22 protein-coding genes and 2 pseudogenes are annotated in these 22525 nt (G+C 66.6%); 12 read left to right on the top strand and 12 right to left on the bottom strand.

What is annotated here, in order from left to right; all coding sequences use genetic code 11:
* Positions 1 to 52: 52 nt before the first annotated feature.
* Both P8R42_26000 and P8R42_26005 read left to right on the top strand, forming a co-directional pair.
* Positions 53 to 1777: a D-aminoacylase gene (locus P8R42_26000; GenBank protein MDG2308046.1), complete on the top strand. Its 1725-nt coding sequence runs from the start codon at positions 53 to 55 to the stop codon at positions 1775 to 1777.
* Positions 1778 to 1785: 8 nt separating this feature from the next.
* Entirely contained in the window at positions 1786 to 2778 is a 993-nt protein-coding gene (locus P8R42_26005; GenBank protein MDG2308047.1) for a D-cysteine desulfhydrase family protein, read from the top strand.
* Positions 2779 to 2833: 55 nt separating this feature from the next.
* Here the strand turns inward: P8R42_26005 and P8R42_26010 are convergent, their stop codons facing one another.
* Positions 2834 to 4267 carry an amidase gene (locus P8R42_26010; GenBank protein ID MDG2308048.1) on the bottom strand — a complete coding sequence of 478 codons (1434 nt, stop codon included), beginning with the start codon at positions 4265 to 4267 and terminating at the stop codon, positions 2834 to 2836.
* Between the two features lie 109 nt (positions 4268 to 4376).
* Here P8R42_26010 and P8R42_26015 point away from each other — a divergent pair, with 109 nt between their 5' ends.
* Genes P8R42_26015 through P8R42_26025 form a run of 3 tightly spaced genes read left to right on the top strand, consistent with a single transcriptional unit; the run spans position 4377 to position 7086 of the window.
* Positions 4377 to 5555: a thiolase family protein gene (locus P8R42_26015; GenBank protein MDG2308049.1), complete on the top strand. Its 1179-nt coding sequence runs from the start codon at positions 4377 to 4379 to the stop codon at positions 5553 to 5555.
* 5 nt (positions 5556 to 5560) lie between these two features.
* Positions 5561 to 6073 (top strand): GNAT family N-acetyltransferase, encoded by a 513-nt coding sequence (locus tag P8R42_26020; GenBank protein MDG2308050.1) that lies wholly within the window; start codon positions 5561 to 5563, stop codon positions 6071 to 6073.
* Positions 6070 to 7086 (top strand): aldo/keto reductase, encoded by a 1017-nt coding sequence (locus tag P8R42_26025; GenBank protein MDG2308051.1) that lies wholly within the window; start codon positions 6070 to 6072, stop codon positions 7084 to 7086. The genes P8R42_26020 and P8R42_26025 overlap by 4 nt, the downstream gene beginning before the upstream one ends.
* Positions 7087 to 7174: 88 nt before the next feature.
* Here the strand turns inward: P8R42_26025 and P8R42_26030 are convergent.
* The 3 genes and pseudogenes from P8R42_26030 to P8R42_26040 form a co-directional block, all read right to left on the bottom strand.
* Positions 7175 to 7321, bottom strand: a pseudogene (locus tag P8R42_26030) (helix-turn-helix transcriptional regulator).
* A 27-nt stretch (positions 7322 to 7348) separates the two neighbouring features.
* On the bottom strand, positions 7349 to 8062 hold the full coding sequence (locus P8R42_26035; GenBank protein MDG2308052.1) for a hypothetical protein: 714 nt from the start codon (positions 8060 to 8062) through the stop codon (positions 7349 to 7351).
* Positions 8063 to 8107: 45 nt separating this feature from the next.
* Positions 8108 to 8491: a cytochrome P450 gene (locus P8R42_26040; protein ID MDG2308053.1), complete on the bottom strand. Its 384-nt coding sequence runs from the start codon at positions 8489 to 8491 to the stop codon at positions 8108 to 8110.
* Between the two features lie 298 nt (positions 8492 to 8789).
* Here P8R42_26040 and P8R42_26045 point away from each other — a divergent pair.
* From P8R42_26045 to P8R42_26060, 4 genes and pseudogenes are all read left to right on the top strand, one after another.
* Positions 8790 to 9068, top strand: a pseudogene (locus tag P8R42_26045) (hypothetical protein).
* Positions 9065 to 10417 carry a pectate lyase gene (locus P8R42_26050; protein ID MDG2308054.1) on the top strand — a complete coding sequence of 451 codons (1353 nt, stop codon included), beginning with the start codon at positions 9065 to 9067 and terminating at the stop codon, positions 10415 to 10417. Before P8R42_26045 ends, P8R42_26050 begins: the two are co-directional and overlap by 4 nt.
* A 31-nt stretch (positions 10418 to 10448) precedes the next feature.
* Positions 10449 to 10868, top strand: coding sequence for a secondary thiamine-phosphate synthase enzyme YjbQ (locus tag P8R42_26055; GenBank protein MDG2308055.1), 420 nt, complete (start codon positions 10449 to 10451; stop codon positions 10866 to 10868).
* A 7-nt stretch (positions 10869 to 10875) separates the two neighbouring features.
* Entirely contained in the window at positions 10876 to 12144 is a 1269-nt protein-coding gene (locus tag P8R42_26060) for a sulfotransferase (GenBank protein ID MDG2308056.1), read from the top strand.
* Here the strand turns inward: P8R42_26060 and P8R42_26065 are convergent.
* The 3 genes from P8R42_26065 to pyrE form a co-directional block, all read right to left on the bottom strand.
* Complete coding sequence (locus P8R42_26065) at positions 12141 to 12500, bottom strand: STAS/SEC14 domain-containing protein (GenBank protein MDG2308057.1); 360 nt, start codon at positions 12498 to 12500, stop codon at positions 12141 to 12143. The two genes, P8R42_26060 and P8R42_26065, sit on opposite strands and share 4 nt — an antisense overlap.
* A 227-nt stretch (positions 12501 to 12727) precedes the next feature.
* On the bottom strand, positions 12728 to 13012 hold the full coding sequence (locus P8R42_26070) for a hypothetical protein (protein MDG2308058.1): 285 nt from the start codon (positions 13010 to 13012) through the stop codon (positions 12728 to 12730).
* 699 nt (positions 13013 to 13711) lie between these two features.
* Positions 13712 to 14389: an orotate phosphoribosyltransferase gene (gene pyrE, locus P8R42_26075; protein ID MDG2308059.1), complete on the bottom strand. Its 678-nt coding sequence runs from the start codon at positions 14387 to 14389 to the stop codon at positions 13712 to 13714.
* A 152-nt stretch (positions 14390 to 14541) separates the two neighbouring features.
* On the opposite strand from pyrE, the gene P8R42_26080 reads away from it, so the two are divergent.
* The gene (locus P8R42_26080) at positions 14542 to 15423 is read left to right on the top strand and encodes a MoxR family ATPase (protein ID MDG2308060.1); all 882 of its coding nucleotides are present in this window, start codon (positions 14542 to 14544) and stop codon (positions 15421 to 15423) included.
* Positions 15424 to 15435: 12 nt separating this feature from the next.
* Positions 15436 to 16626: a VWA domain-containing protein gene (locus P8R42_26085; protein MDG2308061.1), complete on the top strand. Its 1191-nt coding sequence runs from the start codon at positions 15436 to 15438 to the stop codon at positions 16624 to 16626.
* Here the strand turns inward: P8R42_26085 and P8R42_26090 are convergent.
* Complete coding sequence (locus tag P8R42_26090; GenBank protein ID MDG2308062.1) at positions 16623 to 17288, bottom strand: helix-turn-helix transcriptional regulator; 666 nt, start codon at positions 17286 to 17288, stop codon at positions 16623 to 16625. The genes P8R42_26085 and P8R42_26090 overlap by 4 nt on opposite strands.
* Before the next feature lie 119 nt (positions 17289 to 17407).
* Here P8R42_26090 and P8R42_26095 point away from each other — a divergent pair, with 119 nt between their 5' ends.
* The gene (locus P8R42_26095) at positions 17408 to 17593 is read left to right on the top strand and encodes a hypothetical protein (GenBank protein ID MDG2308063.1); all 186 of its coding nucleotides are present in this window, start codon (positions 17408 to 17410) and stop codon (positions 17591 to 17593) included.
* Position 17594: 1 nt separating this feature from the next.
* Here P8R42_26095 and P8R42_26100 read toward each other — a convergent pair whose 3' ends face one another.
* The 4 genes from P8R42_26100 to P8R42_26115 all read right to left on the bottom strand — a co-directional run bounded on the left by P8R42_26100 (position 17595) and on the right by P8R42_26115 (position 22312).
* Positions 17595 to 18398 carry an enoyl-CoA hydratase/isomerase family protein gene (locus P8R42_26100; protein MDG2308064.1) on the bottom strand — a complete coding sequence of 268 codons (804 nt, stop codon included), beginning with the start codon at positions 18396 to 18398 and terminating at the stop codon, positions 17595 to 17597.
* A gap of 53 nt (positions 18399 to 18451) precedes the next feature.
* Complete coding sequence (locus P8R42_26105; protein ID MDG2308065.1) at positions 18452 to 19087, bottom strand: hypothetical protein; 636 nt, start codon at positions 19085 to 19087, stop codon at positions 18452 to 18454.
* The gene (locus P8R42_26110) at positions 19069 to 20799 is read right to left on the bottom strand and encodes a hypothetical protein (protein ID MDG2308066.1); all 1731 of its coding nucleotides are present in this window, start codon (positions 20797 to 20799) and stop codon (positions 19069 to 19071) included. The genes P8R42_26105 and P8R42_26110 overlap by 19 nt, the downstream gene beginning before the upstream one ends.
* Positions 20800 to 20866: 67 nt before the next feature.
* A complete protein-coding gene (locus tag P8R42_26115; protein ID MDG2308067.1) occupies positions 20867 to 22312 on the bottom strand; it encodes an amidase in 1446 nt (481 codons plus the stop codon).
* Positions 22313 to 22525: the final 213 nt, after the last annotated feature.

The following is a 22525-nucleotide window of genomic DNA, read 5'->3' on the forward strand; positions in this document are numbered from 1 at the left end:
GACGGCTTCCGGCCGTGCTTGGCGCTCCTCCCCGGGATGCTAGTAGGCATCCATGCTGGATCTACTCATTCGCAACGGCACCGTCGTCGACGGCACGGGCACCAAGGGCGAACGCACGGACGTCGGCGTGAAGGACGGCCGCATCGTCTCGATCAGCAAGACCGACGAGAGCGCAGCCCGCACGATCGACGCCGAGGGCCTGGTCGTTGCGCCCGGGTTCGTCGATCCGCACACGCACTACGATGCCCAACTCTTCTGGGACCCGTTCGCAACCCCGTCCAGTCTGCACGGCGTGACCACCGTGATCGGCGGTAACTGCGGCTTCACGCTGGCACCGCTCGGACCGGGTGATGCCGAGTACATTCGCCCGATGATGGCGAAGGTCGAGGGCATGCCCCTCGCCGCCCTCGAGAACGGCATCGACTGGGAGTGGGATTCGTTCGGCTCCTACCTCGACCGCCTCGACGGCAAGATCGGGGTCAACGCGGGCTTCCTCGTGGGCCACTGCGCCCTGAGGCGCACGGTGATGCGCGAAGACGCCGTGGGCAACGACGCCTCCCCCGAGCAGGTCGAGGCGATGGCGAAGCTCCTGCACGAATCGCTCGCGGCGGGCGGCCTCGGATTTTCCTCCTCGAAGGCCTACACGCACGAAGACGGCGAGTCTCAACCGGTCCCGTCTCGCGCCTCGAACCGCGAGGAGATCCTCGCGCTTACCTCGGTGGTTCGCGACCACCCCGGCACCACGCTCGAGTTCATCATCGACGGCTGCCTCTCCAGATTCAAAGACGACGAGATCGATCTGATGGTCGACATGTCGCTCACCGCCGGTCGTCCGCTCAACTGGAACGTGATGGGCGTCAACGCCGCGAACCGGAACTACGAGCACCAGCTCTCCGCCGGGACCCGTGCAAAGGAACGCGGCGGTCGAATCGTCGCCCTGACGATGCCGACACTCGGCGGCCTCAAGATGAGCTTCCACGACTTCTGCGCGCTCTTCCTCATCCCAGGGTGGAGCGAGGTCATGAGTCTTCCGGTGCCCGAGCGCATCGAGAAGATGAAGGACCCCGCGGTCCGCAAGAAGATGGACGAGCTCGCCTGCTCGAAGGACGCGGGCGTCCTGCGCGATCTCTCGCGCTGGGGATGCTACGAGATCGGCGAGACGTTCGCCCCCGAGAACGAGGGTCTGTTCGGTCGCGTGAGCGGTGACGTCGCCAAAGAGCGCGGCCAGAGCCCTCAAGACACGCTGTTCGACATCGTCATCGCAGACGGCCTCCGCACCGGCCTGTGGCCGATCCCCGCCGACGACGACGCCGAGAGCTGGGAGGCCCGCACCGGCGTCTGGCGCGACGAGCGTGCCCTGATCGGCGGCTCGGATGCCGGCGCGCACCTCGATCGCATGTGCGGAGCGCGCTACCCTTCCGCCTTCCTCGGCGACGTCGTTCGCGACCGCGGGCTCATCCCCTTGGAGGAAGCGATCCACCTGATGACCGACGCGCCCGCGCGACTTTTCGGTCTCCGCGAGCGCGGCCGCATCGCGGTCGGCTGGCACGCGGATCTCGCCGTGTTCGACCCGGCGACCATTCAGGCCGGGCCGATTCACACGCGCGCCGACCTGCCAGGTGGAACCGAGCGGCTCTTCTCCGAATCCGAGGGCATGAAGCACGTCTTCGTGAACGGACGCGAGATCGTCTGCGACGGGAAGGAGACCGGCGAGCTCGCGGGCACCCTCCTGCGATCCGGTCGAGACACCGAAACCGTCGCGATCCCTGCGGGCTGAGCGACGGCATGGCCGCGCGGTTCGACGTCGAACGTTTCCCGCGGATCGCCCTCGGGCACGGTCCGACACCGCTCGAGCCCCTCGAACGCCTCTCGAAGCATCTCGGAGGCGCGAACCTCTGGGTGAAGCGCGACGACTGCACCGGACTCGCACTCGGCGGCAACAAGGTTCGGAAACTCGAGTACCTCCTCGCCGAAGCGATCGCCGATGGTGCGGATACGGTCATCACCGTCGGCGGCGTGCAGTCGAATCACGCGCGGCAGACCGCTGCGGGCGCTGCGCGACTCGGACTGCGGTGTGAACTCGTGTTGCCGCGGGTCGTGGACCGACACGATCCGCTCTACGAAGCCAACGGCAACATCTTGCTGGACCATCTGCTCGGCGCCCACGTGCACCTGATGAACGACGAGGAAGCGGCGGCCGCACGGGTCGTTCAGCTCATGGAGGACGCGACTGCCCGCGGCGGCAAGGCCGCCTTCTTCCCGAGCGGCGGGTCGACGGCGACCGGTGCGCTCGGCTACGTCCGCGCGGCCGCTGAGCTCGTTTCCCAGTGCGCCGAACGAAACCTTCGTCCGCGCCTGGTCGTGGTGGCCACCAGCACCGGCGGAACCCTCGCCGGGCTCCTCACCGGACTTGCGGCTCTGGACAGCCCGATCGATGTAACCGGCGTCGCGGTCTACGACGCGGCCGAAACTACGCGCGACCGGGTCCGAGCTCTGGTCGCCGAAACTGCGACGCTCTTCGGAACGGCCCCGGCGGAAGACGGACGAATTCAGATCGTGGGCGACCAGCTGGGCCCGGCCTACGGCCAACCGACCGAGGCGATGCGCGAAGCGCTCGAGCTCTGCGCCCGCTTCGAAGGGCTCTTGTTAGACCCGGTATACAGCGGCAAGGCGATGGCAGGGCTGATCGACCTCGTCCGACGGCGCGAGATCGAACCGAAGGACAGCGCCGTGTTCTGGCACACCGGTGGGAGCCCCGCGCTGTTCGCGTACGGCTGAGCGCAGCCCCTGCGAGGACCGGCACGGCGCCGCGAGCCCTACTTGAGTCATGATACTAGATCGACGGGCGCCGATCGGCCCAGGGCAGCAGCCCTTCGAGCTCCGCGGCGATCTCGATGAGCATATCCTCGCGACCGAACGGAGCGACCACGTGCGCGCCGACCGGCAACCCGTCGTCCGTCGTGTGAACCGGCACCGAGATCCCGGGCTGTCCGGTCAGATTGAAGTTGAGGGTGTAGGCCCCGTAGGGCGCGGCGCCCGCGAACGGGGCGAACGGATTGTCGGGGTCCTGGCGAAGCTCCCCGAGGCGCACCGGCGGAGCCCCCGTCGTGGGGGTGAGCAGAAGATCGAAGCCACCCTCCCACCACGCGGCGACGCGCCGGCCAAACGCGTGCACCGTGTCGACCGCCTCGATGTACTTCACGGCATCGTAGTCCCTGGCCGCCTCCGACATCGCCCAGGTGAGTGGCTCGACGTCAGCCGCGGTTACCGGACGGCCGACTTTCGCAGCCCAGGTAGAAAGCGCGAACCGAACCGACGACGCCACGATCGTCACGTACGCCGACACGGCGAACGCATCGTCGAGTGCCTCGGGGTACGCGATCTCGACGGTATGGCCTTCGGCTTCGAGTGCACGCGCGGCCTTCTCGGCCGCCTGCGCACAGGCAGGGTGGACGTCCATCCCCCGCGGCCCGGTCGTCATGAGCCCAATGCGACGTCGCTCGCCAGGACGAACGAAGCTCGCGAAGGTCGCCGACGGCGGCGGCGCCGCGTATGGATCCCCCGGCATCCTTCCTGACACGACGTCGAGCAGGGCGGCGGTGTCGCGAACGCTTCGGGACACGACGTGCTCCGCCGAAAATCCGGCCCAGCGCTCGCCGGCGCCGGGTCCGAAGGAGTTCCGACCGCGCGTCGGCTTCAACCCAACGAGACCACAGTTCGCAGCTGGGATCCGGATCGAGCCCCCGCCGTCACTCGCGTGCGCGACGGAGACGACGCCGGCAGCCACCGCAGCCGCCGAGCCACCGCTCGACCCGCCCGGCGAGTGATCGAGATTCCAGGGATTGTGACTGGGGCCGAAGATCGCCGGCTCCGTCGTCGGCATGAGGCCGAGCTCCGGGGTGTTCGTTCGGCCGAGAAAGCAGAACCCCGCGGCCCGGAGCTTCGCCGTGAAGTGAGCGTCCGAGGGTTCGGTCCACTTCGCGTCGCGCAGGAACTTCGAACCCGCGTAGGCGGGATCGCCCTCAGACTGGCCACCGAGGTCCTTCAGCAGGAAGGGCACCCCGCGAAACGGACCGTCGGGAAGGGCCGGGTCCGCCGCCTGGCGCCGCGCCTTCTCGAGCGTCGGGATCACCACGGCGTTGAGCTTGGGATCGAGCTCTTCCACCTTGGCGATGGCGGCATCGACGAGTTCGGTCGGGCTCACCTCCCCACGGCGCACCAGGTCCGCCTGCGCGGTCGCGTCCAGCCACAAGATCTCGGGATTCATCGCGGCGGAGTATAGGCACGGGCCTCCCAGGCCGGGAAGACCCGCCGCCTTTCGGGGCCCGGCGGGGACCGTTATCCGATCCCCAGGTCCCACAAAGGAGAACGAAGCCATGGGTGAAGCCACCATCGTCGCGGGCGCTCGCACCGCCATCGGAACGGCCCGCAAGGGCTCCCTCACGCAGGTCACGGCCTACGACCTCGGCCGCTGGGCCGTGGAAGAGGCTCACAAACGCTCCGGCGTTCCGGCCAACGACATCGAAGACCTGGTCCTGGGCGAGTCCCTTCAGGGCGGCGGAGACATCGCCCGGTACGCAGCGGTGGAACTGGGCCTCACGGGAATCCCCGGCGTCGCGATGAACCGGCACTGCGCTTCGGGCCTCTCCGCCGTGCAGACGGCTGCCGCGAGCATTCGGGCCGGAATGGACAAGGTCGTGATCGCGGGCGGAACCGAGAGCCTCTCGACAATGCCGATGATGACAAAGCTCCTCCCCGGCCAGACCGAGCCGCAGATGTGGATGCCAGCGAGCCACCCCGAGACCCCGGACACACCCGCCTTCGACATGTCCGTCACGGTGGGTTGGAACACGGCTCAGATCGCCGACGTGAGCCGTGCGGCGATGGACGAGTGGGCCTTCCACTCCCACCAGCGCGCGGCGGCCGCCTCCGCCGAGGGGCGCTTCAAGGACGAGATCGTCCCGATCCAGATCCCCGACGGGCAGGGCGGCAAGCGGACCTTCGACACCGACGAGCACCCCCGACCCGGAACGACGCTGGAGAAGCTGGCCAGCCTGAAGCCGATCCACCCGGAGATCGAGGGCTTCAGCATCACGCCCGGCAACTCCTCGGGGCTCAACGACGGCGCCGCCGCGGTCGTGATGGTGGACGGCGACTACGCGAAGGCGCACGGCCTCGCCGCCAAGGCCACCGTGAAGTCCTGGGCTTCGGTCGGTGTCGAGCCGAGGCGCACTGGCCTTGCACCGACGATCGCCATTCCGAAGGCACTCGAGCGCGCCGGCCTCGCCCTGGGTGACGTCGACCTCTTCGAGATCAACGAGGCGTTCTGCTCGATGGCCGTCGCGACGACACGCATCCTCGGGATCGCGCACGACAAGGTAAACGTGAGCGGCAGCGGTTGCGGCCTCGGGCACCCGATCGCCTGTACCGGCGCGCGGATGGTCGTGACGATGGTCCACGAGCTCGGCCGACGCGGCGGCGGCATCGGCGTGGTCAGCATGTGCGCCGGTGGCGGCATGGGATCGGCCACGGTCCTCGAAGTCCAGCCGGCCTGACGGGCATGTCGGACCGCCGCATACGAACGGCGACCCTCGCCGATCTCCCGCGGCTGACGGATATCTACAACCACTACGTGCGCGAGACCCCGATCACCTTCGACATCGAGGAGTGGTCGGTCGAGCGGCGGAGAACGGACTGGTTCGAGCACTACGCCGAATCGGGGCGTCACCAGCTGCTCGTCGCGATCGCGGGCGACGAGATCTGCGGCTACGCCTCGGCGAGCCAGTTCCGACCGAAAGAGGCGTACGACACGACCGTCGAGATCTCGGCGTACCTCGCCCCGCAATTCACGGGACAGGGCCTCGGCCGGGCACTGTACGACACGTTGTTCGCACGGCTTGACGGCGAAGACGTGCACCGTGCACTCGCCGGAATCACGCTGCCGAATCCGGCAAGCCTCGCGCTGCACGGGCACTTCGGCTTCACACAGGCGGCACACTTCACGGAAAACGGACGTAAGCTCGGGCGCTACTGGGACGTCGTCTGGCTCGAGAAGAAGATGGGGGAAGCATGAAAGAACGTCGGCTTGGTCGCAGCGCGCTCAGCGTCTCGGAGATCTGTCTCGGCACAATGACCTTCGGGTCGATGGCCGACGAGCGCGATAGCCTCGCAATCCTCGATCGGGCCTATGAGGCCGGCGTGAACTTCCTCGACGTCGCCGAGATCTACCCCGTACCCCCCGACACGAAATGGGCGGGCGCGAGCGAAGAGATCGTCGGCAAGTGGCTGCACGACAAGCCGCGCGACTCCCTGTTCGTCGCAACGAAAATCGCCGGTCCGGGCGGCGGCTGGTTCCAGACCCCGGTGCGTGGTGGGAACACCGCGCTCGATCGCCATTCGGTCGAGCGGGCCCTCGACGCGAGCCTCCGGAAGCTCGGCACCGATTACGTCGACCTCTACCAAACCCATTGGCCCGACCGGATTCTGCCGGCCGAGGAACAAATGGAAGCCCTCGATCGCGCCGTGCAGGCGGGCAAGGTGCGCGTCCTCGGCTGCAGCAACGAGAGCGCGTACGGGCTCACCAAGCTGCTCTGGGCGTCGGACATCCTCGGCGCGGCCCGACACGAGACGATCCAGAACAACTTCAGTCTGCTGAATCGTCGATTCGAGGACGGGCTCTCCGAAGTCTGTCGCGCGGAGAAGGTGAGCCTACTCCCGTACAGCCCTCTGGGCGGTGGCGTCCTCTCGGGCAAGTACCAGGGCGGGGCCTTCCCCGAAGGAGCCCGGTTCACGTACTACCGCAACCACAGTCCACGAACGAAGTTCATGGCCGACCGCTTCGTGAACGAGCGCTCCCTCGAGACCACCGCGCAGCTCGCCGCCGTGGCGGAGAAAGCCGGGATCTCCGTCGTCACGCTGTCCATCGCGTGGACGCTGACGCACCCGTTCGTCGGTTCGACGATCATCGGCGCGACGAACGTAGATCAACTCGACGAATGCCTCGCCGCCGCGAAGACGACTCTCTCGCCCGAAGTACTCGCGGAGTGCGACCGCATCACCCGAGCGATTCCCTACCCGCTCGGGTGACCGCTGCGGCGCCATTCCGCGCCCCAGCTCGTCGATGTCGCGACGGGCGCGGTCGAGAATCGTTCGCACCCGCTCGGCGACCTCGGGATCACCGCCGGAATGCGCGCCCGGCAATCTCAGCGTCCTCGAGCTGCAGCAACGTCGGATAGACGGTGCCGGCGCTCGCGGGGTACCCGCCGCCCGACCGCTCTTCGAGCTGCTTCATAAGCTCGTAGCCGTGCTTCGGACCGTCCCCGAGAAGCGAGAGCCGCCGCGGGCCGGATCAGGCAGGCGTGGCGGCTCGGTTCTGTTCGCGACGCATCTGCCCGACGAGGACGCGGGCCGCGTCGTCGAAGATGTGGTCGCCGTAGACCGGGTCGTCGTGGTCGAGGACGAACGTCGCCTGGTAAGGCGTACCCTCGCTGCTTCGGATCTCGCGCACTACGTCCTCCACCTCGTCGAGGCGGTGCCCGTGCTTCTCGATGAGCAAGGCTCGGAACCCGGCGTAATGACCTGCCTCGTCGCCGATGACCCGCCGGACCAGAGCGCCCAAGCGCTCGCCCAGAAGGTCGTACATCGGGAGGTTTCCGCGGTAGCCGCGGAGCGTCGCCAGCTCGTCGTAGGCGAGCAGGCAGAGAATCTCGAACTCGCCGCGGAACAGGTGGGCAACCGCACCGAAGTCCGGCCGGCGCGCCTCCAGCTCATCGGTGGCATTCTCCCCCAGCAGGGTCTCGACGACGCAGCGGAACGAGCTGAAGTGACGAACTTCGTCGGCGTACCAGCGCGTCAGCATCCCGCGGAACTCGTCGCAAAGCGGGACGTCAAGACGTTCGAGGTAGTCCACCAGGAAACGAGCGTCGTACTCGGTCACCATGTCGTCACGAAGCGCTGCAAGAAGGCGCGGCCGCACGTCCGCCGGGACTTCCACCAGCCGGTGACGCGCTGCCTCGGTGACCTCCCGAATACCGGGAGCCGCCGCTTCGAACGGGAGGAACATGATCCGGGAAGGTTCTCCAATGGTCCCGGCGCGCGCAAGCCCCTCTCAGGAGAGGAGGGCCGGAAAACGCTCCAAAAGAGAGCGCAGCGCAAATATCGCTTCCCGGCGAGCGAGGATGGCGCCCATGCAGTAGTTCGGGCCGGATCCGACGGCGAGGTGCTTCCCATGCTCGCGGCGGACGTCGGACCTGTCGCCGTCGGGGTAGTGCTCGGAGTCCCGGTTGGACGACCCAATGCCGAGGTAGACGAACTGTCGCTTCGAGATCTTCTCGCCGCGGAACTCGAAATCCTCCGCGGCAACGCACGGCATGAGCGGGTTCGCCGGCTCCACTCGGAGCGATTCCTCGACGACGTTGCGACAGAGGCTCGCGTCGGCCTGCGTGCTCTGCGGAACGTTCTCGACGAAGGCAGGGATCCCGGAAGAGCGCATCCACGCCGTCGTGTCAGAACACGAACCAGGCGTTCATCCCTTTGTGGAAGAAGACCGGCCGGTGCTCCCGGAATTAGTGTTAGTCCTCAAAGGGCGCGCGAAGCTTCTCCTCGTCCTAGAGACAGAACGTCTGCGCTCTCGGGTCGCCGGCAGCATTGGTCGGAGCCATGCGCCATTCTATCACTAGCCGCGGGGCGCATCTTGCCGCTTGCTCAGTGCAGAACCCCCTTGCCGCCATTAGAGTCGTGAGATGACGCAGAGGCCCCTCTGGATGCCCAACGCCGACACCGCCGACGGGTTCCCTTCGATGCCCGTGGGCTTCTGGAACGACGAGGACGGAGCCCGTTACCACCGCGCGTACTTCGAACGCTTCGAGAACGTCTGGCGTCACGGCGACATCGTGGAGGTCACAGACCACGGCGGCATGGTGATCTACGGACGCTCCGATGCCGTTCTCAACCCAGGCGGGGTGCGAATCGGTACGGCCGAGATCTATCGCGCGGTCGAGAACCTCAGTGCGCTCGCCAACCCCGAGGTGCTCGAGCACTTTCGCGATCGCCCCGAGCTTCGCGCGTGAGGGTCCGTACTTTCCTTCCCAGGGCGTCCCCTCGAACCTGGTTCCTCGCGATCGCGGTCGCGATGACCCTCTGCGGGGCGGCCCCCGCGGCGCGGGCCGAGCTGCCGCCCGCGGTACGAACTGCGATCGAAGCGATGCTCGAGTGCGAACGGCCGGAGGGCGGTTGGATGTACGTGTGCGCGCCCGAGCGGGGCAGCCGCGGCGTCACGAAGATCGTGAATCTCGGCGTACGCGTCCGCTCCACACTCGGACTCGAGCCCTTCGATCTCATTGTCATGCGGAGCCCCGGCACGCCCGCCGCGGGCCTCCTGCTCCTCGAAGCGTGGGAGCGCAGCGGTGAGGAGAGATTCCTCGACGACGCGAAGCGCACGGGCGATCTCATCCTGGATCTCCAACTCCCGGGCGGCGGCTGGTTCTCCGAGATGCCGGTCCACGGGCGAGAACTCGCGTTCTGGTTTAAGTGGTACGTGCCGTGGAGCACCCTCGATGACGACGTCACGACCGGCGCCGTCCGATTGCTGCTGCGACTGTTCCAAGCGACCGGGGACGAGCGTTACCGCGTCAGCGCCGAGCGCGGCCTCGACCTCCTCGTGGAGGCCCAACTTCCGTCCGGAGCCTGGCCCCTCACCGGCCGCCCCGTTTGGCTCCGCACCGTATCCCCTTCGTTCGAAGATTTGCCAAGTCTGAACGACGCCGCGACGGCGTCCGTGATCCGGACGCTGATCCTCGGCGCGGAGATCCTCGATCAACCCGACCTCCTCGCCGCCGCCGTCCGCGGGGGCGATTGGCTCGTCGACACCCGCCACGCCGCGCCCGCCGCCGGATGGGCGCAGCAGTACGACGAGACGGGTCGTGCTGTTCCGGGACGTGCCTTCGAGCCCGTGGCCCTCGCGAGTTGGGAGACACGCCATGCTCTCGACGCACTCGTCGCCCTCAGCCGCGCGGTCGACGACCAGCGATACTGCTCCGCGATCGACGAGAGCGTGTCCTGGCTCGCGGATTCCGCCCTCGGCCCCGGCTGCTGGGCACGCTTCGTGTCCCCCGAGACGGGCAAACCGATCTTCATCGATCTGGACGGCAACGAGGTGCCTCATCTCTATCAGGCGAAGCGGCCGTATAGATGGACCGGCGACTACGGCATACCCGCCTTGTTCGCCGAACTCGAAGTTCCCGCGGACGAGGCCGAGGTGACCCCCCGCATCGCCGGCGACGCGGGAGACTGCCCAGACGCACCGCGCCGCGCTCGGCGACGACTCGAGGCACGAAACCCCCGCGCCCGCATCGGCGAGGCCGGCTCACAGATGGGTCTCGCGCGTGGCGTCCCACCTTCTCCGTGTCCGCGACCTTGACCGAGCTTCCCTCGCGAGCCATGCCTCCCGCATGAAGAGCTACCGCAAGGAGCTTTGGTTCCAGATCCCCGGCAGACGCGGACTCGTGAACATCACTCCCGACGTCACCGACTCCCTGCAAGAGAGCGGCGTCCGTGAGGGGCTCGTCCTCGTTAACGCGATGCACATCACCGCGTCGGTGTTCATCAACGACGACGAGCCCGGCCTCCACCACGACTATGAGGAGTTCCTCGAGCGAATCGCGCCACACGCACCGATCGACCAGTACCGCCACAACGACACGGGCGAAGACAATGCCGACGCCCACATCAAACGTCAGCTCATGGGAAGAGAAGTCGTCGTCGCGATCACCGACGGCGCGCTCGACTTCGGCCCGTGGGAGCAAATCTTCTACGGCGAATTCGACGGCAGCCGTCGCAAGCGCGTGCTCGTAAAGATCATCGGAGACTAAAACGACTATGGAACGCCCCGCGGACCTGCACATCGACGACCTCGCCCATCCCCGGTTCGACCCGGCCATCCGGGAGATGATGGATCAGGTGGCGGAGGCCTCGGCGCCCGTCCAGTTCACCACGGATGCCGTCCTCCGTGCGGCATCCGAGCAGACGGGGCTCGAAGACTTCGGAGACGACCAATTCCGCGGACCCCTCGACGCCCTACTTTCGAGCATCGAGCACGAGGGCAACCTCACTCCCTTCGGGCGAATTAGCTACTTCACCCTGCTCCTCACGCTCGCGAAGAATCGCCTCCAGATTCAGGACCTGCTGATGCGGCACCCGGAGATCCACGACATCGAGATCCAGGCCCCGATCGTGATCGCGGGCCTGCAGCGCACCGGCACGACGAACCTGCACAGCATGCTGTCGGCCGACCCGAACCTTCGCTCCCTTCCTTACTGGGAAAGCCTCGAGCCGGTTCTGGGCCCAGGCGCCATGGCCGAGGAGGGGCAGCCCGATCCCCGAATCGCACTCACGGAGGTCGCGCTTTCGTTTCAGGAGCAGGTGATCCCGCACTTCAACCGCATGCACGAGATGACGGTCGACCACGCGCACGAGGAGATTCAGATTCTCGCGATCGACTTCTCGACGATGCTGTTCGAGTCGATGGCGACGCTCCCCGGGTTCCGCGACTACTACCTCTCCCACGACCAACAGCCGCACTACGAGTATATGAAGACCTGCCTCAAGGCGCTGACCTGGCTACGCGGCGGGAAGCGCTGGGTTTTGAAGTCCCCACAGCACATCGAGCAGATCCCCGCCGTGCTCGCGACGTTCCCCGACGCGACGGTCGTGTTCACGCATCGCGACCCGGTCTCCGTCATCGCGTCGACCGCCACGATGCTCGCCTACGCCGCCCGCATGCACCAGAGCCCGGTCGATACGGAGGCGCTCGGGGCTTACTGGGTCGACCGGACCGAGCGCATGCTTCGTTCGTGCATGCGCGATCGCGACCTCGTAGCGCCCGAGCGCTCCATGGACGTTCTCTTCCACGAGTACATGAAGGACGACATGGCCATCGTGCACCAGATCTACGACCTCGCGGGGCAGCCGCTCCCAGCCTCGTCCCGCGCCGCGATGGCCGCCTACACTGAAGCGCATCCGCGTGGTCGGTTCGGACGCATCTCGTACAAGTTGGCAGACTTTGGCTTGACTGCCGACGAAGTGCGCGAGCGAACCCGCTTCTACGTCGATCACTTCGGACTGGAGATGGAGAGCACCGCGCTCTAGCGGATCCAGTCGTAGGCCTCGTCGAGGTCGCCGCTTTGGAAGGTCTTCACGGCGCCTTTGATGAGGTGGCCGAGGATCTCGACGAGTACGTCGACCCACTGGGGGCCACCGACGATCGCGACTTTGTCGAAATCGGTGCCCATCGTGAGACCCAGTTTCGCGTCCTCCCACAGGGCCTTCGCTTCCCAGCCCTTGAAGGTTTCATCCGCGTAGAGCAGGGCGCGAACGCTGCCGTGCTTGTCGTCGGCGGCCTTCAGCGCCGGCGCCCACGTGTCGTGGTAGTCCTCGGCGGTAAGCTTCTCGCTGGCCTGTACCGCGACCAGGTTTCCTTTCGACTCGGGCAGAATACGAAGCATGGTCCTCTCCTTGTTCGGTCGCTTTCTTACAAAGCCGCGGCCGTCTCTTGCGGGCTCCTCGGGTGAAGTTGCACCGGTACTCCGTCTAAAATCGACTGTCTAACCACTCGCTCAGTCTGCTCGTCGTCCGTCCACTCTTTGATGGAGACACCGGGATGCTCGCAGGCTACCTGTATAGACGCAGCTCTCGAGCACAGCTTCATCGCCGTCGCGCACTTCCGCCCGCGCTACGTCGTCCGGTGAACGCAGAGGACGCACCGGTCGCGCCCAGCCACGACGGCTGAAACGTTGTGCATCCACGGGTTGCAGGTCCGCAGCTCGCGATGGCCGATCAGCACAAGAGCGTCCGGATCCGGAACCTCGCTCACGCACGCGGCATACTCGTCCAAAACCGCGAGGAACGGCTCCGGCGCGAGATGGACCTTGCGGTCCTTGTGTCGTAGCCGGTGTGCGATACCTCTCCCCATAGGACCGAGATCGATCCCTTGGGGATGCTCGCGGAGCTTCTTCACGCGCCGACCGTCGGACCAGGGGAGAAACTTGTCTCCGTAGGGACCGGTCCGAAGCGTTGCTGAACACGAGATCGACGTGGTCGTCCGCCAGCCCCCATGCCGGCGGCAGAATGATGTCCGCGTGGTGCGTCGTCTCGTTCACGTAGAGATCGACCGAAACCATGAAGTCGAGCTTGGACAGAGCTTCGTGGATACTCCGGCCATTGCGCACCCAAAGGACTGGATTCGCGGCGAAGGTCACGCAGTTGCGGTCTTCGCGTCGGCGAACTCCAGGGCGAATCGCGATGTGCTCACTCGATTCCTTCGCGGGCTCGGTGCGATCCGCGTCGGGAACGGGGCTCGAGAAGCTGTTCCCGTGCAGGTAGTTCGAGGCCGCGAAGCGCGGGCCCGTGTCCTGCGAACCCGCGCTGAAGGCATTCTTGGTACGAAACGCCTTCGTGAGGCCCGCGCGGATGGTCAGCGCGCCGTGGTTGTGAACGACCGGGCGCCCCCACATGGATGCCGAGCGCATCCTCCCCGTGCTGCTCGCGGATCGCCCACAGGCGCTCGGGATCGTTGTGAACCGCCGGGGTCGCCATCCCTTTGGGACACACCAAGCCATGCGAGAGCACGTCCTCTTCGCCCCCCCCCCGGCCGAGATCACCAAAAGCTCCGGTGCACCCCGGAGATCAAGACGAACTACCGAAGGCACCCCCGGCGTCAGGCGCGGGGGCCGTACTCTTTGCGGTAGGCGAGCATCCGCTCGTAGATCTCGTCGCCCAGGAGGACCGTTCCGCCGACCTCGCGGCCGTGAAGGTCCTGCATGATCTCCTCGATCGTCACGATTGCGCACGTCGACATGGACCAGGTGCGAGAGATCTCGACGAGTGCGACATCGGCGCCGCTTCCGCGCTCCATGCGGTCGACCGATACGATCAGACCCGCTAGCCGGATGTCGGCCACCGCTCGAAGCTTCGGGACCGTCTCACGGATCGAAGTCCCGGCGGTCGTCACGTCCTCGACGATCAGGACACGCTCGCCGTCGGTGAGCTGGTGTCCGACGAGTTGGCCCCCTTCGCCGTGGTCCTTCACCTGTTTGCGGTCGAAACAGAAGGGCACGTCCCGGGGGCCGCGGCGCGCAAGCTCCATGGCGATCCCTACAGCCAAGGGGATTCCCTTGTAGGCGGGCCCGAAGAGCACATCGAAGTCCTCACCGAACCGCTCCGCGATGGTCTGGGCGTAATAGCCCGAAAGGCGCGCGAGCTGAGCGCCGGTGCGGTACTTCCCGGTGTTCACGAAGTACGGGGTTTTCCGGCCGCTCTTGGTGACGAAGTCCCCGAAGGTGAGGACTTCGCTCTCGACCATGAAGTCGATGAACTCGCGCTTGTAGGGTGCCAGGACTTGGGTCACACCCCGAATCTAGCAACCCCGGGGATGCGGTCGAGGCCCGAAAGTGGCTGAGATTCCATCCCCTTGAAGGGCCGTCAGCCCACAGCTAGCGAAACCGAAGCTCAATTCACGTCCATCCCAAAGCACGGAGAGACCGCCACATGGCCAACGAGAACGGCTTCACGCAATTCAAGGGCACCCCGGGTTACATCGCTTCGGGCCCCCTCGTCGACGCAGTCAACTGCTCGATTGCACTCGAGCGGCCGCTTCTCATCAAGGGCGAGCCCGGAACCGGCAAGACGATGCTCGCGCATCACATCGCCGAAGGCCTCGGCATGCCCCTGCTCACGTGGCACATCAAGTCGACCAGTAAGGGCGAAGAAGGCCTCTACCTGTACGACACCGTGCAGCGCCTGAACGACTCCCGCTTCGGCGGCAGCGACGTGTCGGACATCCGGCACTACATCAAGCTCGGCCCGCTCGGGAAGTCCTTCGCGGCCGAGAAGCGCCAGGTGCTCCTCATCGACGAGATCGACAAAGCCGACCTCGAGTTCCCAAACGATCTCCTTCGCGAGCTCGACGAGATGCGCTTCACGATCACCGAGACGAACGAAGAGATCGCCGCCAAACAGCGCCCGGTCGTCATCATCACGTCGAACAACGAAAAAGAGCTGCCCGACGCGTTCCTCCGTCGCTGCATCTTCCACTTCATCGAGTTCCCCGAGCCGGAACTGATGCGCCAGATCGTCGCCGTGCACCACCCGCACCTCGACGCGACTCTCCTCGACCAGGTCTTGATCAAGTTCTACTGGCTCCGCGAGCAGAACGACCTCCGCAAGAAGCCGTCGACCTCCGAGCTCGTCGACTGGATCAGCGCCCTGCTGCGCTCCGGCGTCTCGCTCGACAAGGTCGAGGAGCACATCCCGTTCGTCGGCGCTTTGCTCAAGAAAGAGCAAGATCTCGAGGCCCTCACGTCCTACGACTCCCGCGGCGGGAAGTACCCGAGCGACTGGAGCGACCTCGGCCCGCGTTACAACCAGTAGGTAAGGCGAGTCATGTTCCTCGATCTCTTCTACGGGCTCAAAGAGGAGGGTGTGCCGGTCTCCATGCAGGAGTGGCGCACCTTTCTGGAAGCACTCGAGAAGGGGCTGCACAGCTCGAGCCTGCTGCGCTTCTACCACCTCGGCCGCAACTGCCTGATCAAGAGCGAGACCTTCTTCGACTCGTACGACCGCGTGTTCGCGCGCGTGTTCCGCGGCGTCGAAGGGGAGATCGGCGACGACGTCACCGAGAAGATCATGGAGTGGCTGAAGGATCCCGAAGCCTTCAAGGAGCTCACCGAGGAACAGCTCGCCGAACTCGAGCGCCTCACGTCCGACGAACTCATGCGGAAGTTCCTCGAGACGCTCGCCGAGCAGGACGAGCGTCACGACGGCGGCGACAAGTGGGTCGGAACCGGCGGGAAGTCACCGTACGGGCACGGCGGCACGCACCCCACCGGCATTCGCGTCGGCGGCCCGGCGAAGTCGCGGTCCGCGATGAAGGTCGCCGAGGAACGGAACTTCTCGGATTACCGCACCGACCGAATCCTCGACACGCGCCAGCTGCGCGTCGCGCTCCGTCGACTGCGGCAGCTCACCCGCCGAGGACAACAGACCGAACTCGACCTCGACGAGACGATCGACGAGACCTGCAAGAACGCCGGCGAGATCGAGCTGGTCTTCCGCGCGCCCCGCAAGAACGACATCCGCCTCCTGCTCCTCATGGACGTCGGCGGCACGATGGATCCGTTCTTCGAGCCGATGAGCCAGCTGCTCACGGCTCTGCACGAAGAGCGCGGCCTCCGGGACTTCGCGGCCTACTACTTCCACAACTGCGTGTACGACCACATCTACACGAAGGCCTCGATGCGAAAGGCCGAAGCGATCCCGACCGGGGACATCCTGCGCAAGCTGGACGACCGCTGGAAGGTGCTCCTCGTCGGCGATGCCGCCATGCATCCGGCCGAGTTGTTCGAGCCCTTCGGCAACATCGACCCGCGCAACACCACACCGACGCCGGGCATCCAGTGGCTCAACAAGATCAACCACCACTTCGACCGCAGCGCCTGGATCAATCCCGAAGAGTCGAAGTACTGGGACAACTACCACACGACGCGAACCGTCCAGAAGATCTTCCCGATGTTCCACCTGAGCGTCGACGGCCTGGCCGAGGCGGTTAAGGCGCTGGTCGGCGCGCGCACCTAGTCTCCTGAGTCCTTCTCCTGTTTCTCGGCATCGACGGCGTAGTGCAGCGCCAGCGCGAACGCCGAGCGCGTGAGTTCGAGAACCCGCTGGAACCCCTCGTCCGACAGGGTCCGGGCGCGGTCGTCGCCGCGCAAGATGTTCACGAACTCTCGTTCCCGCTCGAACTGCAGCGGGACCTTCGTCGCACCGACGCCCTCGAACCGTCGCCAGAGATCCGGCGTGTAGGTCCGCGTGTACCGAATGAGAAACGGGGCGGGATCGTGCCGGGCGAGGATGGACGACAACCGGAGCACCAAGTCGAAGGAGAGCGCCGCGGTTCCGTTCTCGACGGCTTCCAGGAGCGTCTTGTCCTCCAGGTCGATCGCCGCCGACAGCTCCTCGATTGTAAGGCCGGCCAGTTCCCGAAGCTCTCGTAGGGAGTGGCCCGCCTCCTCGGCCAGACGGGCGCTGCCCGGCTGCGAGAAGAACGCGGCGCTCGCACTCGCGGACGCCGTTCCCGCGTCTACCGCGAGCTGGCGGATCCTCTCTCCGATGTCGCCGGCGAGCTCTTCGGCGATAACGCGCACCCACCCAGCGAGCGAGCGATCCTCCTCTCGCGAAACCTGGGCCTCCTCCGGATTCGCCGGAAGGTCGGTCGAACTTCTCTGCGCGTCGTCGCCCATGATCTCGTCCGCTGCACAAGGACTCTAACCCACGCAAGGCGTTGGCAGAAATCGCCGCCCAAATGTCATTGGCGCCGCCCGGGCCCAAGGTTAGGTTCGAACTCGAAAGGGGCGCACACATGCAAGTCCCATTTCTCGCGTACGAAGGACTCACCTGCCTGGACCTCATCGGGCCGTACGAAGTGTTCAACTCCACCCCCGGCGGAATCGAGTACGACCCGCAGCCCCCGTTCGACGCGGGCTCGCCGGACAAGGCGGGGCCCAAGCTCCAGGAGCTGGCGATGCAGGCGCTCTCCGGCGGCTGAGCTACTTCTTCGTGAAGTCTGGGCGGCGCTTCTCGCGGAGCGCCGCCGTGCCTTCCGCCGCATCCGGGCCGAAGAAGCCGAGCATCTCGAAACCGAGGCTCGCATCAAAGGCCGGGGCGGCCTGCTGCATCCACAAGTTGAGCGCGCGCTTCGTCCACCGGGCGGCCTCCTGCGGGCCGGTCGCGATCTTCGTAGCGACCTTCATCGCTTCGTCGCTCAGCTCGGCAAGCGGAACCGCCTTGCTGACGAGGCCGATCCGGTCGGCGGTCTCCCCGTCGACGAAATCCGACGTGAGTAGATAGTACTTGGCCTTCGCGAGGCCACACATGAGCGGCCAGCAGATCACGGCGTGATCTCCCGCGCCGACACCGAGCCGGAGATGCCCGTCGGTGAAGCGCGCCTCGTTTGCCATGAGGCTGATGTCGGCCATGAGGCCAACGGCGAGTCCGGCCCCAACCGCGACGCCGTTGATCGCGGAGATAATGATCTTCTGACAGCGCAGCATCCGGTACACGACATCGCCCGCCTCGCGCATGACCTCCTTCAGCGCGCCGTAGTCTCCTCGGAAGCTCTCGATCCACTCGAGATCGCCACCCGCCGAGAACGCTTCGCCCGCGCCTGTGATGACGACCACCCGCGTATCGTCGTCGTCGTCGATGTCGTCCCACACCCGGCTCAGGCCCCGGTGGAGGCGCGCGTCGGTCGCGTTCATCGCCTCGGGCCGATCGATCGTGACCCAGAGAATTCCATGGTCCCGCCGCTCGAAACGAAGGCCGGGGTACTCCAAAAAATACGCGTCAGACATGCGGATCCTGTAGACGCCCAACCGGCGCATTCCAAACCGCCGGGCCGGCGTGCTTACGAGTCGCCGAGGGCCCGGGAGAGCGCCAACCGGGCCGCGGGGTCGAGCTCGGGATCCTCGAGATCCTTGCGCAGAGCGGCGCGGGCGGCGGGACTGAGCCCCGGTTTGTGATGCGCCAATTCGGCCAGGTCGAGGGCGGCGAGGAGGCGAAGCTTCCGGTGGGGGAGTCGCAGGCCTCCGCGGAGTTGCAGACCGAGATCGCCGTCGGGTTCCGCCTCGTGCGTCGCCTTCCAGAGTGCGCTCACGTAGGCCAGTGTCGCGGCATCCGGCTCGCTCGGCGCCAAGACCAAGCCTTCCCCGGCGAGTTGGATCGCCTGCCATCGGTCGTTCTCGCGCGTGAGCACGACGATCGCCTTCTGACCGCCGGCGTAGCGCATCGGCGACAGCGCATTGCCAAGCGCGAACTCCTCTGGGGGGACGACCCCCCCGAGCGACCGGATGCGTCGCATCTGCGTCCGGGACGCCGGCGCATCCTCGGTCGCGGCCGTGACCTCGACCAGGACCACACCTTCGGACCGAGCGAGAAGATCCACGAGACTCCCACCAACCGCCCGAAGATGTGCACCCGCCGCTGCAGCACCGAGGAACACTGCACAGCAGACCCCCGCGCGGATCAGCGCAAGGCGTCGCACGCCGCGATCCCGTCGGTGGCGCCAGCGCCGGCAAGAAGCTCGACGGCGGTACACGTCACGTACGCACTGATCTCGACTCCCACCGACAACGTCTCGTGGTAGTGGTCGGGCACGCGACGACGCGGGTAGTCCGGGTCGTACGGCTGGTCCCGACACGGGTCCTCCGCCTCATCGAAGATGACCGCCGGGTAGTAGTCGTACTGCGGCACGATATACCCGATCTCGTCCGGGGACACTCCGATCACCATGCGGTACGGCGCCGTCATCGCGTCGCGGATCGAAGGCTCCGACGGCAGGCCCGTGTCGGCCTCGGGGCAGTCCGTCCGGCGGTGGCTCTCGACGCCGAGGTAGAGCTCGGGGAACACCTCGCCGGGGACGGTCACCATCTGGACCTGGGGGTCTCCGGCTCCGTTGCGAAGCGTGACCGCGTACTGCTCCGCCGGGCCGCAGAGGCCGTCGGCCCCTGGGCACAGAGCCGGGTCGTAGACGTCCGGATCCAGATCGAGGATGCCGAGCTCGCGGCCGAGCTCGAAGGTCATGTTCGACGCGGCGAACCGATACGTCGCGCCGACGATATCGATCTCCGCCACGTCGATGCTCTCGGCCGTGCCCAACTCCCGCGCGACGACCCCCCCCACGAGGCGACCGATCCGCTCGGTACGAGCGAACCCGAGATCGCTGCGATCGTCGAACTCGTTGCTGCCGTCGGGATTGCGGGCGGTCGCTCCACCGACACAGGTGTCGCCCACGATCTCGGTCGCACCCATGTCGGCAGTGACGTAAACCGCCGTTCCGCCGAGGGCGCCTTCTACTTCGTCGCGCAGGTAGTGCACAAAATCGGAGCTGACTTGCTCGTTGTCAGATTCGAGCGACTCAGGGTGCGTCGACCAATTGATGAAGGTCGCGATCACGTCCCCGCCCGGTGCTTCGAACGCCAAGGCGCGGATCTCGTCGTCGAAGATGAACGGCGGCCGACAGCCGGTGCGCACCTGCATCCCGACGAGGTCTGGGCTTCGCTCCGGATCGGTCGCCATCACCCGGACCCGGCCGACGTCCGTGAGCGACGCGACGGCTGCCGTGATCCCGCGCGCGACCTGCCTGTCGACGAAGCTCATGTACATCGGGAACTTCCCGTCGACCACGGTATCCGGGCCCCAGAGCCCCAGCGCATCGGGCCCCTCGTGGTTGTGGGTGCTGGAGTAGATGAAGTGCGTCACCCCGTGATCGGCGCCGAGCATCGCCTCGGCGTGAGCGAAGCCGTAGTAGCTGCCGAACTTGAGCTCGCCGATCAGGTCGACCGACACGAACGCAACGCGGGTCGCGCCGTCATCGAGAACGAGGACCCGCGCCCACAGATCGTCGTGACAGCCCTTCGCGACACGGTCGGCACCGAAGCCCGCCATGTAGATGCCGTCGTACTTCCCGGCCGAACCCGAATCGAGGGCTTCATTCCCGGGGTGATCGTCGAAGCTCTCGCCGGCGTCGAACCGACCGTTGCCGTTCGCATCGTCGTAGATCTCGCCCCACACGCCCGTACCGGTGACGGGCCCGGTCCAATCGGCGTTGTCGCCACACGGCGTGATCGGGATCGCCGCCACGCCCACGCGCAGGGACGAGGGCGAGGCAACGCTCGCAACCTCTGTGTCGGAACAACCGATCACGAGCAGCAGAACACCGGCCAGAACCAGGGGGATGACTCGTTGACACGCCATCCTCACGGATTAGACCCAGCGAGGACGTGGAAGCAAGGCGCACGTGCCACGTCGGGCCACGACTCCCTCAGGCACACACCGGCGGCAGCCGGTCTCTCCAGGGCTGCGCTTCCTCGAGCTGCGCGGCGACGCGGATCAGCACGTCCTCGCGCCCGAGCGCACCCACCAGCTGAACCCCCACCGGCAACCCGTCGCTCGTCCAGTGCAGCGGCAGGGACACCGCCGGCTGACCGGTGAGATTGAACGCCGGCGTATAGGGTAGCAAAGATAGAATTCGAGCCATCCCCTCCATGGGATTTTCGAGATCCGCACCACCGAGCCAGCCGATCTTCGGTGGCGGTATGGCGATCGTCGGCGTCACGAGGACATCGAAGTCGTTCCACCACTGCCCCGCCTCGCGAGTGTACATGCCGAGCCACTTCATGTGATTGACGTAGTCTCCCGCGGTCTGGGCTCGGCCGCCCTCCGCGAGGGCCCAGGTGATAGGCTCGACATCCTCTTCCCGGATCTCGGCGCCGGCGGCCGTGCCCCATTCGTTCAAAGCGGAGGCGACCCACGCGCCCACGATACCGCTGAACCCGCCCGCCTGTTCCGCGGACCGATCCAGCACCGCGGGATGCGACGCCTCCACGTGATGCCCCAGCTGCTCCAGGAGCTTCCCCGCACCGGCCACGGCCTGCACGCACTCCGAGTGCACCTCGGCGATCCCACCGGGGAAGTCAGACCACACGCCGATCCGCAGGCGGCCCGGCGACGCCCCGACCTCCTCTCCGAAGGGTCGCAGCTGCGGCGGCGCCGCGTAGGGATCGCCCGGCATCGGCCCGGCGACGCAATCGAGAATCTGGGCGGTGTCGCGGACGCTCACGCTGACGACGTGGTTCGCGACGAGCCCACTCCAGTACTCGCCGTACTGAGGTCCGACCGACACTCTGCCCCGCGACGGCTTGAGGCCGACCAGCCCGCACTCGCTGGCCGGGATACGAATGGATCCACCGCCGTCCGCAGCGTGAGCCGCGGGGACCAGGCGCGCCGCAACGGCGGCGCCGGATCCCCCACTCGAGCCCCCGGTGGAGTGCTCCGTGTTCCACGGGTTGCGCGCCGGGCCATATGCCTCGGGCTCCGTCGTCACCGTGAGCCCGAGCTCGGGCGTATTCGTCTTTCCGACAGGGACGAACCCGGCCGTCAGAATCTTGTCGACGTAGTACGCGTTCTGCGGGGCCACGTAGTTGCGCTCCTTGAGGAAACGCATCCCCGCGTGGAAAGGCGCCCCCGCGAGCGGCGCGTCGAGATCCTTCAGGAGGAAGGGCACGCCGCGAAACGGCCCGTCCGGAAGCTCCCCCCGGGCCGCGTCACGAGCACTGTCGAAGAGGCTGTGGATGACCGCGTTGAGGGCAGGATTCAGCTCCTCGATCCGGCCGATGGCCGCCTCGACGAGCTCCATAGGGGAAGCATGGCCGCGGCGGACGAGCTCCGCCTGCGCCACCGCGTCGAGGTGGGAAAATTGGTCGGCCATCGGATTCCTCGCTTTCGGGGACAAGAAGACGTCTGGATGGCTATATCGCAGCCTCCCGACGTCAGGTCCATCGGTCCGATGGGGGCTGCGCTCGGACCGTTCGGGCCATCGGAAGCAAGCGATCGAAGACTGTTGTTGACCGGCCGAAACAGCTTCCGTAGCTTCACTTTTACCGGGTCATCGTTCGCTCCGCCCACCGGGCCACCGAATCAT

The sequence above is a fragment of the Candidatus Binatia bacterium genome (assembly GCA_029243485.1).
Lineage (GTDB): Bacteria > Desulfobacterota > Binatia > UBA12015 > UBA12015 > VGTG01.

Excerpts from the sequence above, each read along its gene's own strand:
- P8R42_26000 (MDG2308046.1), top strand. The coding sequence starts at position 53 with ATGCTGGATCTACTCATTCGCAACGGCACCGTCGTCGACGGCACGGGC.
- P8R42_26005 (MDG2308047.1), top strand. The coding sequence starts at position 1,786 with ATGGCCGCGCGGTTCGACGTCGAACGTTTCCCGCGGATCGCCCTCGGG.
- P8R42_26010 (MDG2308048.1), bottom strand. The coding sequence starts at position 4,267 with ATGAATCCCGAGATCTTGTGGCTGGACGCGACCGCGCAGGCGGACCTG.
- P8R42_26015 (MDG2308049.1), top strand. The coding sequence starts at position 4,377 with ATGGGTGAAGCCACCATCGTCGCGGGCGCTCGCACCGCCATCGGAACG.
- P8R42_26020 (MDG2308050.1), top strand. The coding sequence starts at position 5,561 with ATGTCGGACCGCCGCATACGAACGGCGACCCTCGCCGATCTCCCGCGG.
- P8R42_26025 (MDG2308051.1), top strand. The coding sequence starts at position 6,070 with ATGAAAGAACGTCGGCTTGGTCGCAGCGCGCTCAGCGTCTCGGAGATC.
- P8R42_26035 (MDG2308052.1), bottom strand. The coding sequence starts at position 8,062 with ATGTTCCTCCCGTTCGAAGCGGCGGCTCCCGGTATTCGGGAGGTCACC.
- P8R42_26040 (MDG2308053.1), bottom strand. The coding sequence starts at position 8,491 with ATGCGCTCTTCCGGGATCCCTGCCTTCGTCGAGAACGTTCCGCAGAGC.
- P8R42_26055 (MDG2308055.1), top strand. The coding sequence starts at position 10,449 with ATGAAGAGCTACCGCAAGGAGCTTTGGTTCCAGATCCCCGGCAGACGC.
- P8R42_26060 (MDG2308056.1), top strand. The coding sequence starts at position 10,876 with ATGGAACGCCCCGCGGACCTGCACATCGACGACCTCGCCCATCCCCGG.
- P8R42_26065 (MDG2308057.1), bottom strand. The coding sequence starts at position 12,500 with ATGCTTCGTATTCTGCCCGAGTCGAAAGGAAACCTGGTCGCGGTACAG.
- P8R42_26080 (MDG2308060.1), top strand. The coding sequence starts at position 14,542 with ATGGCCAACGAGAACGGCTTCACGCAATTCAAGGGCACCCCGGGTTAC.
- P8R42_26085 (MDG2308061.1), top strand. The coding sequence starts at position 15,436 with ATGTTCCTCGATCTCTTCTACGGGCTCAAAGAGGAGGGTGTGCCGGTC.
- P8R42_26090 (MDG2308062.1), bottom strand. The coding sequence starts at position 17,288 with ATGGGCGACGACGCGCAGAGAAGTTCGACCGACCTTCCGGCGAATCCG.
- P8R42_26095 (MDG2308063.1), top strand. The coding sequence starts at position 17,408 with ATGCAAGTCCCATTTCTCGCGTACGAAGGACTCACCTGCCTGGACCTC.
- P8R42_26100 (MDG2308064.1), bottom strand. The coding sequence starts at position 18,398 with ATGTCTGACGCGTATTTTTTGGAGTACCCCGGCCTTCGTTTCGAGCGG.
- P8R42_26110 (MDG2308066.1), bottom strand. The coding sequence starts at position 20,799 with ATGGCGTGTCAACGAGTCATCCCCCTGGTTCTGGCCGGTGTTCTGCTG.
- P8R42_26115 (MDG2308067.1), bottom strand. The coding sequence starts at position 22,312 with ATGGCCGACCAATTTTCCCACCTCGACGCGGTGGCGCAGGCGGAGCTC.